We start from the raw sequence: 12,778 nt of genomic DNA on the forward strand, positions 1-12,778 counted from the left end.
AATCGAATTTCGACCGAACGGAGCAGCTCATGCTTTCCCCACAGTCAACCGAGGTCATTCGCGCCACCCTTCCCGTGGTCGGCGCCGCTATCGGCGATATCACAACCCTGTTCTACCGCAAGATGTTCGACGCACATCCCGAGCTCGAACGCGATCTGTTCAATCGAGGCAATCAGAAGCAGGGTGAACAGCAGAAAGCACTCGCGGGCGCTATCGCAGCATTCGCGACATTACAGCTCGAACCCGACAGCGCCAAGGTTGATCTCATTCTTTCCCGTATCGCTCACAAGCACGCGTCGTTGGGCATCACCCCCGACCAGTATGCGATCGTCCACGAACACCTCTTCGCCGCAATCGTCGAAATACTCGGCGATGCAGTCACTCCCGACGTCGCAGCAGCCTGGGACGAAGTCTACTGGCTGATGGCCGAAACCCTCATCACGATGGAGCGTGGCCTCTACCAGCTCGCCGGAGTCGAAGCCGGTGACGTCTGGCGCACGGTCAGGATCAGCGAACGAGTTCTTCAGTCCGCCGATACCGTCTCCCTGACGCTCACTTCGCTCGACGGCAGTGCACTCCCCACCTTCGCACCCGGACAGTATCTTTCGGTCGGGGTTACGCTGCCCGACGGCGCTCGCCAGATCCGCCAATACAGCCTGTGTTCGATACCGAGCAGCGCAGACTGGCGGATCAGCGTCAAGCGAATCTCCGGCACTCCTGATGGCGAAGTGTCTAACTTCCTCTACAACAACGTATTCGAAGGGCAGGAACTCTCCGTCACCACACCTTTCGGTGATCTCACCATGCCGGATGACAACTCACCTCTCCTACTCGCGTCGGCCGGAATCGGTTGCACACCGATGATCGGGATGCTCAATCATCTCGTGGACACCGGCGCCGAGCGTTCGGTCTCCGTCATTCATGCTGATCGATCCATCGCGGACCATGCTCACCGCGCGGAACTCAGCACACTCGTCGACAAGATTCCCGCCGCAACTTTGCATCGTTGGTACGAGGATCTCGGCACGCACGTGGCGTTCGGATCTGTTCACGAAGGACGGGCGGATTTGCAAGACATTGCGGTGGAGCCCGATACCCAAGCCTTCCTGTGCGGGCCGATGCCGTTCATGTTGGCGATGCGCGCATCGTTGCTCGAACGGGACGTCCCGGCGCAGAATATCCACTACGAGGTCTTCGGACCGGACAGCTGGGCCAATACCTGAGCGGACCACTGTCTGCGAACTGGACCTTGGCCCGCCACGGCAATCCCTTGTGTACTCGACGAAACATTCATACCGAGTAGTGGGAGACCGACATGATCACGTCAGCGTCGATGACGGGAGTCGCGCTGATAGCCCTGGCGATGGTTCTGACACCGGGCCCCAACATGATCTACCTGGTGTCACGCAGCATCAGCCAGGGCCGCCGGGCAGGCTTGATCTCGCTCGGAGGAGTCGCAACCGGTTTCCTGGTCTACCTCGCCGCCACGTGCGCTGGACTGACAGCGGTTCTCTTCGCCGTACCCGCGGTGTTCACCGCGGTGAAAATCGGCGGCGCCCTGTATCTGGCCTATCTCGCCTGGTCGACACTCCGGCCGGGTGGGAAGTCAGCCTTCGAGGTGGGCGAAGTCGACCGCCACGGTAGCGGCCGTCTGTTCGGGATGGGGTTGACCACCAATCTGCTCAATCCCAAGATTGCGCTGATGTACGCGGCCCTGATCCCCCAGTTCGTCGATCCCACTGCTGGCCCGGTCTGGCAACAGGCACTCGTACTCGGCGGCGTGCAGATCCTGGTCGCAGTCACCGTCAACGCGTTGATCGTGTGCTGTGCGGCGGCCGTGTCGACCTTCCTCGTGGCACGTCCGGTATGGATGCGGGCTCAGAAGTGGCTAGCTGGTGGCATTCTCGGAATCTTCGCCACCCGCATGGCGCTGGAGTAGTTTCAGTCCTTCGGGCGTTGGTCGATCAGCCGACGCGCCTTACCGATCGAGCGTTCGAGTCCGCCGGGTTCGAGAACGTTCACCTCGACCGTGACACCGATCTTGTTCTTCACCAGCTTCTGCAATGCAGACGACGCTGCCGCATGGTCCGAAATTGCCGCGTCGGGGCGAGCCTCGACGCGAACTGTCAGGGTGTCCATACGACCCGGTCGGTCCAGTACACACTGGAATTGAGGCGCGAGGGCGGGGACGGTCAGGATCAGTTCTTCGATCTGTGTGGGGAACAGATTGACTCCACGCAGGATGATCATGTCGTCGGTCCGGCCGGTGACCTTCTGCATCCGTCGCATCGAGCGCGCCGTCCCTGGCAACAGACGGGTCAGGTCCCTGGTTCGGTAGCGAATGATAGGCAGCGCTTCCTTGGTGAGCGAGGTGAAAACGAGTTCACCTTCCTCTCCGTCCGGCAGCACCTCACCCGTGACCGGGTCGATGATCTCCGGGTAGAAGTGGTCTTCCCAGATATGGAGCCCGTCTTTGGTTTCCACACATTCCATTGCCACGCCCGGGCCCATGATCTCGGAGAGTCCGTAGATGTCGACGGCGTGCATGTCGAGTTGTTGTTCCAGCTCGGTACGCATCTGTTCGGTCCACGGCTCCGCTCCGAAAACTCCAACCCGCAGCGAGGTTTTCGAAGGATCAATACCCTTCTTGATCATCGCATCCACGATGGTCAACATGTACGACGGCGTCACCATGATCGCGTCGGGTTCGAAGTCCTCGATCAGTTGGATCTGCCGCTCGGTCATGCCACCGGACATGGGAATGACCGTGCAGCCCAAACGCTCCGCACCGTAGTGTGCTCCCAACCCGCCGGTGAACAGACCGTACCCGTAAGCCACGTGCACCTTGTCCGAAGACCGCACGCCGCCGGCCGAGAGACTGCGCGCGATGAGATCGGCCCAGTTGTTCAGGTCGTTGCTCGTGTACCCCACCACCGTCGGGCGACCGGTGGTCCCCGAAGACGCGTGAATTCGCGAGACCTTGTCCTGGGGCACCGCAAACATCTTGAACGGGTAGTTCTCGCGCAGATCCGCTTTCGTGGTGAAGGGGAATTTCGCGAGATCGCTCAGGTCCTTCAAGTCGCTCGGGTGAACGCCGGCGTCGTCGAAAGCTTTGCGGTAGTGCGGAACATTGGTGTACGCGTGCATCAGGGACCATTGCATCCGCTCGAGTTGGAGCGTCGAAATGCGGTCCCGACTGGCAAATTCGATTTCTTGCGAAGTAGCAGTGGCGAGTTCGGTCATGATTGTCTCCGGTGGGCTCAGTGAGGGCGCTGTGCGGGCGGTCAGGCGTCGAAATCGACTGTTATCTGTTCACCGACAGGAAAGGTCTGGCAGGTCAGCACGAAACCCGCGTCGACTTCGTAGTCTTCGAGTGCGTAGTTCCTGAGCATCTCGACATCACCGCAGGTGACCTTGGCGCGGCAGGTTCCGCACACTCCGCCCTTGCACGCGAAGGGCAGATCCGAGCGGTACTGTTCGGCCGCATCGAGAATCGACTGGTCGCGTGGCAACGTCGCGGTGGTCGATCGACCGTCGAGAGTAATCGTCACCTCGCTGCTCGGTCCGACAATTCCGCGCTCACGATGCACCGCGACCGGCGGAGCGACGTCGTCGACGTAGAACAGCTCGTGATGGATGCGATCCTTGGCAATTCCCAAGCCGGCCAGCACTTCCTGGGCGTCGTTGACCATCCCGAACGGGCCACACAACCAGAAGCCGTCGACCTGGTCGCAAGGAACCAGCGAGGTGAATATCTCACGCAACCGGTCGGCGTCGAGACGGCCCGAGAACAACTCGACCTCCCGCGGCTCGCGCGAGAGAACGTGAATGACGTCCAGACGCGCACCGTACCGGTCCTTCAGGTCGGCGATCTCTTCGGCGAACATCACCGAGCGCGTCCGCCTGTTCCCGTACAGCAGGGTGACATCGGCGTCCGGGTTCGCCAAAAGTGTTGCAGCGATGGACAACATAGGCGTGATGCCGGAGCCCGCCGCGATCAGAACGTGCCGTCCACCCAGTGCCGGATCGGCGACAAAATTGCCCGAAGGACCCTGGACGTCGATTTGATCCCCGGCCTTGACGTCGCGCACCAACCAGGTGGAGAAGAGTCCGTCTGCTACTTCGCGGACCCCCACACGTGGAGACGCCCCTACCGGCGCACAGATCGAGTAGGAACGACGGTGTTCGACGCCGTCGATCATCCGCCGCAGTGTCAGTGACTGCCCGGCGCCGAAATCGAATTGATCGGCGATATCGGCAGGCACGTCGAAGGTGACGGCAACTGCGTCGTCGCACAGTGATTCGACACCGGCAACCGTCAACGGGTGAAAGGGTTTGTTCCGGTTCGTCGTTGCGGTACTCATCTGTTCAGATCTCCTTCACGTGATCGAACGGCTCGAGGCAGTCGAGGCAGCGATACAGCGCTTTGCACAGGGTCGCACCGAATTCCGAACTCAGTCTGGTGTTTGCCGAACCGCACTGGGGGCAGAGGATGCCGCGGGGCTTGGCCGTCAAGGTCAATGCGATCGGCCCCGAGGTGCGGCGCGGCGCTGCCCCCGGCACCGAGTACCCAGCCGTCCGAAGTTTCGCGAGCCCCTCTTCGCTGATCCAATCCGAACTCCAAGGCGGCGACAGTTGAGTCTTGATCTGGACGCTGCCGTATCCCGCATCGTTCAGCTTGTGCTCGATGTCGTCTCGCATCGTCGCCATTGCGGGACACCCAGAATAGGTGGGAGTGATTGTCACACAGACGAAGTTCGCTTCGACGTCGACCGATCGGATGACGCCGAGATCGACCAAAGTCAACAGTGGCATCTCCGGATCCATCACCGAGGCGACGATCTCCCGCGCGGAAGAGACGGCAGTGGAAGAGACGGCAGTGGCAGCCACGGTCACCACACCCCTTCCGGGTGCTCCCGAGCGACGCTCTGCATTTCGGCGAGAAGCAGTCCCAGTGCCCCGGTATGCAATCCGGCACGTCCACCGCGGCCGCCGACGAAACCGGAGAAACGTGCAGGGGGTTCTTCCATTTCGGCAGCGTGCAGGACCTGGGCAAGAACAGCGTCGAACTCCGGCCGAACAGTACGCGGATCCACTCCGACGCCAACTTCTGCCAAAACGAGTTCGTCCTGGGTGGGAACAAAGAGTTCGTCCACGAACGGGAAAATCTCGAGCAGGGCTGCGGCTGTACGACGCTTGGACTCTGCCGTGCCGGCCCCCAAGGTGACGACCCATCTTGCCGCGTAGTCGCGGTGATAGGTCAGTTCCTTGACACCTTTGTTCGCCACGGCAGCGAGAACCGGATCCCGCGATGTGCGGAGCCGATCGAACAGCGCCAGCCGCCAGGTCGAGAACACGAGTAGCCGAACGACCGTGTGCGCGAAGTCGCCGTTGGCGAGCTCCACCAGTCTCACGTTGCGGAAACCGAACTGATCACGAAAGAAAGCGAGCGCATCTTCGGCCGGCACCGGTGACGTATCCGAGATGAACGGAACCACATTGGAATCGGCTGCTGCCGCGCGAGCAAGCAGCAGCCTGGCCTGCCCGATCAGGTCCAGGCCGACATTCGCGAGAGCCACCTCTTCTTCGAGTTCCGGTGCCCGCGTCGACCATTCGGCGAGGCGCTGCGAACTGACGAGCGCGTCGTCGCCGAGCATGAGGCAGTAGCGCGCCAGAGCACCGAGATCGACGTCATCCGGCACCGTGGTGTCGACTCCGGCGAGGGGGTCGTCGAAGCTGGTTCCGAACGCCCACTGACCGTGGCCGTCGCCGTCGACCAGGCCGTCGTAGGCACTGTCGTGATCGTTCATCTGTTGGTCCTCGAAGTCGAAGTGGTTTCTCACATGTGGGGAACGGAGTCCGGGATGTCGTAGAAGGTCGGGTGCCGGTAGACCTTGTCTCCACTCGGCGCGAAGAACGGATCCTTCTCCGCCGGACTCGAAGCCACGATGTTCGCGGAAGGCACGACCCAGATACTCACGCCTTCGTTACGTCTGGTGTAGACGTCGCGCGCGTGGCGTAGGGCCATCTGATCGTCTGCCGCACGCAGGGACCCGACATGCACGTGGTTCAGTCCGCGCTTTCCCCGCAGAAACACCTCGTACAAAGGCCATTCGCCCCGTACCTGATCGCCTTGTACCTGATCGTTTTCGCTCATGATGTTTCCCCGGTCGTGAGATCGTGCGCGACTCTCTCGCGCTGTGCAAAGGCGTAGGCGGCGTCACGGACCCAGGCCCCGTTGTCGTGGGCAGCTTTCCGATTGGCGATCCGCTCGACGCTGGCCGCACCGTTACCGCGGACCACGTCCATGAATTCACTCCAGTCCGGCTCACCGAAATCGTGTGCACCACGTTCGGGGTTCCAGCGCAGATCGGGATCGGGGAAGCTCACACCGAGTACCTCGGCCTGCGGTATCGACATGTCGACAAATCGCTGTCGCAGTTCGTCGTTCGTGTGTCGCTTGATGCGCCACTTCATCGACTGTTCGGTGTTCGGCGACTCGTCATCCGGGGGTCCGAACATCATCAGAGCGGGCCACCACCATCGGTCGACGGCTTCCTGCACCATCGCGCGTTGAGCGTCCGTGCCTCGCATCATCGTCGCCAACAGCTCGAAGCCTTGCCGCTGATGGAACGATTCCTCCTTGCACACACGGATCATCGCGCGCGCATACGGCCCGAAGGAGCTGCGGCACAGTGGAACCTGATTGCAGATAGCGGCTCCGTCGACCAGCCAGCCGATCACTCCCACGTCGGCGTAGGTCAGTGTCGGATAGTTGAAGATCGAGGAGTACTTCTGCTTTCCCTCGATCAGTTTGGTGGTCAGATCGCCGCGATCGGCACCGAGCGTCTCGGCCGCGGAGTAGAGATACAGACCGTGCCCGGCTTCATCCTGCACCTTCGCCATCAGGATCGCCTTGCGTCGCAGCGACGGCGCCCGGGTGAGCCAGTTTCCTTCGGGCTGCATCCCGATGATCTCGGAGTGCGCGTGCTGGGCAACCTGACGGATCAGAGTCTTGCGGTAGCCGTCCGGCATCCAGTCGCGAGGCTCGATGCGCTGGTCTGCCGCGATCGTCTCGTCGAACAAGTTCTGCAGGTCTTGTGGAGCTTCCACGTTGGTCATCGTACCTACCTTTTATTACCGAATGATCGGTTGGTAACTAGTATGCACCGAGGTGTCCCAGCACACAAGAGAATCTTTCAGAGCAATCGAATCAGCGGCCCTCGAAAACCGGATTCTGCTTCGACAGGAACGCCGCGACAGCGCCTTGATGATCTGCCGTGGAACCCAACTCCACCTGCGCACTCGCCTCGGCCTCCAGCGCCTGGGGAAGCCCAGGAGCGGCGGCCCTGATCAGTGATTTCACGTGCACGAAGGCGGCGGTGGGTCCGTCGGCAAGTCGACGGGCAACCGAGCGAGCCTCGGCCGCAACGTCCTCGTCGGCCACCACCCGATGGACCAATCCCCACTCCAATGCACTCTGCGCGTCGAACTTGTCGCCGAGCAACATCAGGCCACTGGCGCGGCTCGGTCCGAGCGCATGCACGAGCACATGACTGAGCCCGGAGTCACTGGCCAGACCGATGCCGGTGAATGCCGTCGCAAAGCTGGCGCGAGCCCCCACGACACGGATGTCCCCTGCCAACGCGATTCCCAACCCGGCCCCGACGCAGGCCCCGCCGATACCCACCACCACCGGAACAGAGAGCGTCGACAGCGCCGTGACGATGGGGTTGTAGTGTGCGGCGACGGTATCCATCGCGTGAGCCGGATCAGCATCCAACGCTGCCGCGTGCTCGCCCAGATCCTGACCGACGCAGAAGTTCTTGCCTTCGGCGAGAATCAACACCGCTCGAACGTCTGCGTCCGTGTGGACCTGCAGCAACGCTTCGAGCAGCTGAGCCTTCATCTCGCCGTTGACGGCGTTGGCGGCCTTCGGCCGGTCGAGAGTGATTGTCGCCAAACCTCGCTCGATCTCCAAGCGAATCACGTCAGTCATCGATGTTCCTTTCGCAGGCAGTTCGGTTCAGCTCCATGTGTGAAAACCCTGTCCTGTCTTGCGCCCCAACTCGCCGCGAGCGACCTTCTCTCGCAGCAGTGCGGGAGGCGCAAATCGATCGCCGAGTGTGCGCGCGAGGTGCTCGGCGATCGCCAGGCGCACATCCAACCCGACCAGATCTGTCGAACGCAGCGGGCCCATCGGATGCCGATACCCCAATTCCATGGCCCGGTCGATCGATTCCGCGTCCGCCACACCCTCTTCGAGCATTCGGATGGCTTCGAGCCCGAGACCGACGCCAAGCCGGCTGGTCGCAAAACCAGGTGAGTCGTTGACGAGCACCTCGGCTTTGCCGAGCATCGACACCCACGCTCGTACCGAGTCGACAACCTCGGGGCGGGTCTGAGGCGCCCGGACGATCTCAACCAACAGCGACGCCGGGACAGGATTGAAGAAGTGCATACCGATGAACCGGCTCGGATCCGTCAGCGCTGCGCCGAGTTCGGTGATCGACATTGAACTGGTGTTGCTGGCGATCACGGTGCGTTCTCCGGCAACGGTTTCGGCAGCGGCGAGAACCTCGACCTTGAGGGCCGCAATTTCCGGGACCGCCTCGACGATCAAGTCGAGCGACGGCGGCAACGAGGTCACTGCGTCCACGGTGCTCACGCGCGCCAGCACAGTCGCGGGGTCCTGGTCGTCGAGTTTCCCTCGCTAGTGGGCTCTATCGAGGCCGGTGGAAACACGCTGCAACGCGGCCGCGGTGTCGCCGCTCTCCGCGATGGTGACCGCCCCGCCGAGACTGGCGAACACCTGGGCGATACCCGCACCCATGCGTCCACCGCCGATGACTCCGACGGTCTTCGGCGCAACTGCTTCAGTCATGATTTCTTCTCCAGGAAGGCCGTCATGCGATCGCGCTTGTCCGAACTCTCGAACAGGACGGCCTGGGCGATGTCGTCGGCAAACGGATGCGATCCCGGCGCGTCGACGATGATCTTGGTCAATCGCAGAGCCAGCGGGGACAGTCGGGAAATGCGGTCGAGCAGCCGATGCGCTGCGTCGACGTGGCAGTTCGGTTCGGTTACCTCGACAACCAGGCCCGCTCGTAGCGCCTGCTCGGCGTCGAGGTTCCTGGCACCGAGGAGCACCTGCTTCGCGATCGAGACGCCGACGAGCTTCGGCAGCCGATAGCTGGCGCCTGCGGCTGCCATTATGCCGAGATTGGGCTCCGGATTCCCGAAGACCGCCGTGGTTGTCGCGATGCGAATGTCGCAGGCGTAGGTCAACTCTGCCCCACCGCCGAGCGCGTAGCCGCTCACGGCGGCCACGGTGGGAAGCGGGAGCTTTCCGATGCGGTCGAACAGCGTGCGGTTGATACCCGCGAACGCTTCCTCTCGTCCGCGCTCTCGGAGCTCCGCGATGTCAGCGCCGCCCGCGAAGTGGTCTCCGCGCCCGGCGAGCAGGAGCAGCTTCGGATCCCGTTCGAGGCGTCCACACACCTGATGCAGTTCGTCGATCATTTCCGCGTTGATCGCGTTGCGTTGCGCGGGCCTGTCGAGGGTGACCACGACGCGATCCTCGCGCTCGTCCACGTGCAGGGTGTTCACATTCACTCCTTCTCACTCTTCTACATTAGTAACCGAACATTCGGTCGTTTGGCAAGGGCGAAAACGAGGATGGTGCACAGCTTTGCCCGAACTGAGAAGATGGGGACATGACTACGGCACGCCCCACTCGACGCACCGGCCTCCCCGGACGTCCCGGCTACGACCTCGATTCGCTCCTCGCCGTGGCCGTGAAGGTGTTCAACGACAAGGGCTACGACGGCGCCAGCATGGAGGTGCTCGCCAAGAAACTCGGCATCACGAAGTCCTCGATCTACCACCATGTGTCCGGAAAGTCGGAACTCCTCGAACTTGCTCTTTCCCGTGCGCTCAACGCACTGTTTGCGGTCACGACCGAAGAGGGTGCCACCACCGGCCCCTACATCGACCGACTCGAATACCTGGTCCGGCGCAGCGTAGAGGTGCTGGTAGCAGAGCTTCCGTACGTCACTCTGCTCCTGCGCGTCCGCGGCAACACGACGGTCGAACGGGCCGCACTCGCCCGTCGGCGCGAATTCGACAACTTCGTCGGAGGCCTCGTCTCGTCAGCCGCAGCGGAGGGCGACCTGCGTCCGGACATTGAACCAGCCCTCGCCAGCAAGCTGATGTTCGGCACCGTCAACTCGCTGATCGAGTGGTACAAACCTCGCACGGGTGAGTCCGTCTCCGACATTGCCGACGCGGTCGTCGCCGTCACTTTCGACGGACTTCGTAAGGCCTGATTCCAGGCAGTTCTGCCGAATCCTTGACAACGCGGCGTTACCGGGCGATCGTAATTACCGACCGAACGTACGGTGAGATGGAGTTGTCGTGAGCAGACTGTTGGAAAGCTATGTAGCCGGTCAGTGGTACGCCGCACCGGACGCAGGTACCCCGTTGCCGAGCGCAGTGGACGGATCGGAGGTGGCCCGGATCTCCGCAACCGGCGTCGACCTCGCCGAGATGGTTACGTACGCACGCGAGGTCGGTGGACCTGCACTGTCTGCGATGACCTTCCACGAACGTGCCGGCGCGCTCAAGGCTCTCGCCCTCACGTTGATGGCAGGAAAAGCCGAGTTCTACGCACTCTCCACTGCCACCGGTGCGACGACGCGAGATTCCGGCGTGGACATCGACGGCGGATTCGGGACCCTGCTGAGCTACGCGAGCAAGGCTCGGCGCGAATTGCCCGACAGCACAGTCTATCTGGACGGAAACGTCGAAACTCTGGGCAAGGGCGGAACTTTCCTCGGGCAACACATCTATACATCACGTCGCGGCGTCGCCGTACAGATCAACGCCTTCAATTTCCCGGTGTGGGGGTTCCTGGAGAAGCTGGCACCGGCATTCATCGCGGGGGTGCCGTCCATCGTCAAACCTGCCAGTTCCACGGCATATCTCACCGAACTCGTCTTCCGGCGCATCATCGAATCAGGCTTGCTCCCGGAGGGTTCCGTCCAACTGCTCTCCGGTAGTGCACGCGGCCTCCTCGATCACCTCGGCGGGCAGGACTCAGTGGCATTCACCGGATCCGCCGACACCGCCGCAACGCTGCGTGCTCACCCGAACGTCGTCGGCAAGGGCGTCCATTTCAATGCCGAGGCCGATTCACTCAACGCGTCGATCCTTGGCGAGGACGCTGTGCCCGGAACACCCGAATTCGATTTGTACGTCAAACAACTCGTCACCGAAATGACGGTCAAGGCGGGCCAGAAGTGCACGGCGATCCGGCGCGCCCTGGTCCCGGTCTCGCTGGTCGACGCCGTTGTCGATGCAGCATCCGAGCGACTGAACAAAGTGGTCGTGGGGCACCCCGATGCTGATGGCGTCACGATGGGAGCTCTCGCCAGCATCGAACAGCGTGACGAGGTCTTGAAATCCATTCGCGGTCTGACGAAGTCGGCAACTATCGTATTCGGAGACCCGGACAACGTCGACGTGGTCGGTGCCGACGGCCAGTCGGGAGCCTTCCTTTCCCCTGTCCTTCTCCGGGCGGAAGAGAATGCGCACGAGGTACACGAGCTGGAGGCCTTCGGACCCGTCAGCACCGTCATCGGATACGACGGCATCGATCATGCGATCGAACTCGCGGCCCGTGGCGAAGGAAGCCTTGTCGCCTCGGTGGTCACTGCCGACACCGACATCGCACGTCGACTGGTGCTGGGCCTCGCAGCTTTTCACGGCAGAGTGCTCGTGCTGAACCGCGACGACGCCAACGAATCCACCGGCCACGGCTCTCCCCTTCCAGTCCTCGTACACGGCGGTCCCGGCCGTGCCGGCGGCGGCGAGGAGCTCGGTGGCATCCGCGGAGTTCTGCACCACATGCAGCGGACCGCGGTACAGGGCACACCCGACGTGCTCACCGCGGTCGGCGAGCGCTGGTTCACCGGGTCGCAGCGCACGACCGAATCCGAACATCCATTCCGAAAGAGTCTCGCCGAGTTGAAGATCGGCGACACTGTTGTCGGCGGTCCGCGCCAAGTCACACTCGCAGACATCGATCATTTTGCAGAGTTCACCGGTGACACCTTCTACGCTCACACCGATCCGGCGGCCGCAGCGGCGAATCCACTGTTCGGCGGCATCGTCGCGCACGGCTATCTGGTTGTCTCACTCGCTGCGGGCCTGTTCGTCGACCCGGCTCCCGGCCCGGTTCTCGCGAACTTCGGCGTGGACAGCCTCAGGTTCCTGACTCCGGTGAAAGCCGAGGACCGCCTGACGGTCACCCTCACAGCCAAGACCATCACACCTCGCAGCAGCGCCGACTACGGTGAGGTTCGTTGGGATGCCGTGGTGACGAACCAGGACAACGATCCGGTCGCGACATACGACGTCCTGACTCTGGTAGCCAAGACTCGCCCCGAAGGGAATTGAAAGCACATGACCTATCGAGTAGCAGTGTGTTACGGACGCCCCACCGATCCGGAGGCTTTCGACAAGTACTACAACGAGATCCACGTCCCGCTCGCCAGCGCAGTGCCAGGGCTCTCGGACTTCACGTTCAGCAAGTGCTCGACGCTGGACGGCTCCGATCCAGTCTTCTACGCCGTCGCCAACCTCGTGTTTCCCGATCTCGAGACGATGCAGAGCGGCCTGAAGTCCCCGGAGATGGGCGCCGCTGGAAAAGACGTCGCAAACTTTGCCACCGGCACGGTCGACATGTATGTCCAGGAAGTTGTCTCGGTCCTCTAGA

General features: G+C 62.3%; 13 protein-coding genes and 1 pseudogene. 5 read left to right on the plus strand and 9 right to left on the minus strand.

Translation table 11 applies throughout. From position 1 onward, the window contains the following. The first annotated feature begins 29 nt into the window (after positions 1–29). Both ACSW29_RS20100 and ACSW29_RS20105 read left to right on the plus strand, forming a co-directional pair. Positions 30–1,223 (plus strand): globin domain-containing protein, encoded by a 1,194-nt coding sequence (locus ACSW29_RS20100; protein ID WP_317826044.1) that lies wholly within the window; start codon positions 30–32, stop codon positions 1,221–1,223. A gap of 92 nt (positions 1,224–1,315) precedes the next feature. Then, the gene (locus ACSW29_RS20105; protein WP_230817299.1) at positions 1,316–1,939 is read left to right on the plus strand and encodes a LysE family translocator; all 624 of its coding nucleotides are present in this window, start codon (positions 1,316–1,318) and stop codon (positions 1,937–1,939) included. Positions 1,940–1,941: 2 nt separating this feature from the next. On the opposite strand, the gene paaK is transcribed toward ACSW29_RS20105, so the two are convergent. From paaK to ACSW29_RS20150, 9 genes and pseudogenes are all read right to left on the minus strand, one after another. Next, entirely contained in the window at positions 1,942–3,243 is a 1,302-nt protein-coding gene (gene paaK, locus ACSW29_RS20110) for a phenylacetate--CoA ligase PaaK (protein WP_448278110.1), read from the minus strand. Between the two features lie 41 nt (positions 3,244–3,284). Beyond that, positions 3,285–4,364 carry a 1,2-phenylacetyl-CoA epoxidase subunit PaaE gene (gene paaE / locus ACSW29_RS20115; RefSeq protein WP_317826046.1) on the minus strand — a complete coding sequence of 360 codons (1,080 nt, stop codon included), beginning with the start codon at positions 4,362–4,364 and terminating at the stop codon, positions 3,285–3,287. Between the two features lie 4 nt (positions 4,365–4,368). Next, positions 4,369–4,827 carry a 1,2-phenylacetyl-CoA epoxidase subunit PaaD gene (gene paaD / locus ACSW29_RS20120; protein ID WP_317826141.1) on the minus strand — a complete coding sequence of 153 codons (459 nt, stop codon included), beginning with the start codon at positions 4,825–4,827 and terminating at the stop codon, positions 4,369–4,371. A gap of 65 nt (positions 4,828–4,892) precedes the next feature. Continuing rightward, positions 4,893–5,810 (minus strand): 1,2-phenylacetyl-CoA epoxidase subunit PaaC, encoded by a 918-nt coding sequence (gene paaC, locus ACSW29_RS20125; protein ID WP_230817296.1) that lies wholly within the window; start codon positions 5,808–5,810, stop codon positions 4,893–4,895. Between the two features lie 29 nt (positions 5,811–5,839). Further along, positions 5,840–6,157, minus strand: coding sequence for a 1,2-phenylacetyl-CoA epoxidase subunit PaaB (gene paaB / locus ACSW29_RS20130; RefSeq protein ID WP_003942879.1), 318 nt, complete (start codon positions 6,155–6,157; stop codon positions 5,840–5,842). Beyond that, positions 6,154–7,122, minus strand: coding sequence for a 1,2-phenylacetyl-CoA epoxidase subunit PaaA (gene paaA / locus ACSW29_RS20135; RefSeq protein ID WP_317826048.1), 969 nt, complete (start codon positions 7,120–7,122; stop codon positions 6,154–6,156). The genes paaB and paaA overlap by 4 nt, the downstream gene beginning before the upstream one ends. Before the next feature lie 91 nt (positions 7,123–7,213). Then, positions 7,214–7,999, minus strand: a complete 786-nt coding sequence (locus ACSW29_RS20140) for an enoyl-CoA hydratase/isomerase family protein (RefSeq protein ID WP_448278111.1) — start codon at positions 7,997–7,999, stop codon at positions 7,214–7,216. 27 nt (positions 8,000–8,026) lie between these two features. After that, a pseudogene (locus ACSW29_RS20145) lies at positions 8,027–8,884 on the minus strand (3-hydroxyacyl-CoA dehydrogenase family protein). Further along, on the minus strand, positions 8,881–9,609 hold the full coding sequence (locus tag ACSW29_RS20150; RefSeq protein WP_007730615.1) for an enoyl-CoA hydratase/isomerase family protein: 729 nt from the start codon (positions 9,607–9,609) through the stop codon (positions 8,881–8,883). The pseudogene ACSW29_RS20145 and the gene ACSW29_RS20150 overlap by 4 nt, the downstream one beginning before the upstream one ends. A gap of 107 nt (positions 9,610–9,716) precedes the next feature. On the opposite strand from ACSW29_RS20150, the gene ACSW29_RS20155 reads away from it, so the two are divergent. The 3 genes from ACSW29_RS20155 (at position 9,717) to ACSW29_RS20165 (ending at position 12,777) form a co-directional block, all read left to right on the plus strand. Then, a complete protein-coding gene (locus ACSW29_RS20155; protein WP_029256504.1) occupies positions 9,717–10,328 on the plus strand; it encodes a TetR/AcrR family transcriptional regulator in 612 nt (203 codons plus the stop codon). 88 nt (positions 10,329–10,416) lie between these two features. Beyond that, on the plus strand, positions 10,417–12,459 hold the full coding sequence (gene paaZ, locus ACSW29_RS20160) for a phenylacetic acid degradation bifunctional protein PaaZ (RefSeq protein ID WP_448278112.1): 2,043 nt from the start codon (positions 10,417–10,419) through the stop codon (positions 12,457–12,459). 6 nt (positions 12,460–12,465) lie between these two features. Then, the gene (locus ACSW29_RS20165; protein WP_003943191.1) at positions 12,466–12,777 is read left to right on the plus strand and encodes an EthD family reductase; all 312 of its coding nucleotides are present in this window, start codon (positions 12,466–12,468) and stop codon (positions 12,775–12,777) included. The last annotated feature ends 1 nt before the right edge of the window (position 12,778 follow it).

Source organism: Rhodococcus sp. GB-02, from assembly GCF_053470465.1.

Bases quoted from the DNA above. Each gene is read 5' to 3' on its own strand.
- ACSW29_RS20165 (WP_003943191.1), top strand. From the start codon at position 12,466: ATGACCTATCGAGTAGCAGTGTGTTACGGACGCCCCACCGATCCGGAG.
- ACSW29_RS20155 (WP_029256504.1), top strand. From the start codon at position 9,717: ATGACTACGGCACGCCCCACTCGACGCACCGGCCTCCCCGGACGTCCC.
- paaK (WP_448278110.1), bottom strand. From the start codon at position 3,243: ATGACCGAACTCGCCACTGCTACTTCGCAAGAAATCGAATTTGCCAGT.
- paaC (WP_230817296.1), bottom strand. From the start codon at position 5,810: ATGAACGATCACGACAGTGCCTACGACGGCCTGGTCGACGGCGACGGC.
- paaD (WP_317826141.1), bottom strand. From the start codon at position 4,827: ATGGATCCGGAGATGCCACTGTTGACTTTGGTCGATCTCGGCGTCATC.
- ACSW29_RS20140 (WP_448278111.1), bottom strand. From the start codon at position 7,999: ATGACTGACGTGATTCGCTTGGAGATCGAGCGAGGTTTGGCGACAATC.
- paaE (WP_317826046.1), bottom strand. From the start codon at position 4,364: ATGAGTACCGCAACGACGAACCGGAACAAACCCTTTCACCCGTTGACG.
- ACSW29_RS20105 (WP_230817299.1), top strand. From the start codon at position 1,316: ATGATCACGTCAGCGTCGATGACGGGAGTCGCGCTGATAGCCCTGGCG.
- ACSW29_RS20100 (WP_317826044.1), top strand. From the start codon at position 30: ATGCTTTCCCCACAGTCAACCGAGGTCATTCGCGCCACCCTTCCCGTG.
- paaB (WP_003942879.1), bottom strand. From the start codon at position 6,157: ATGAGCGAAAACGATCAGGTACAAGGCGATCAGGTACGGGGCGAATGG.
- paaA (WP_317826048.1), bottom strand. From the start codon at position 7,122: ATGACCAACGTGGAAGCTCCACAAGACCTGCAGAACTTGTTCGACGAG.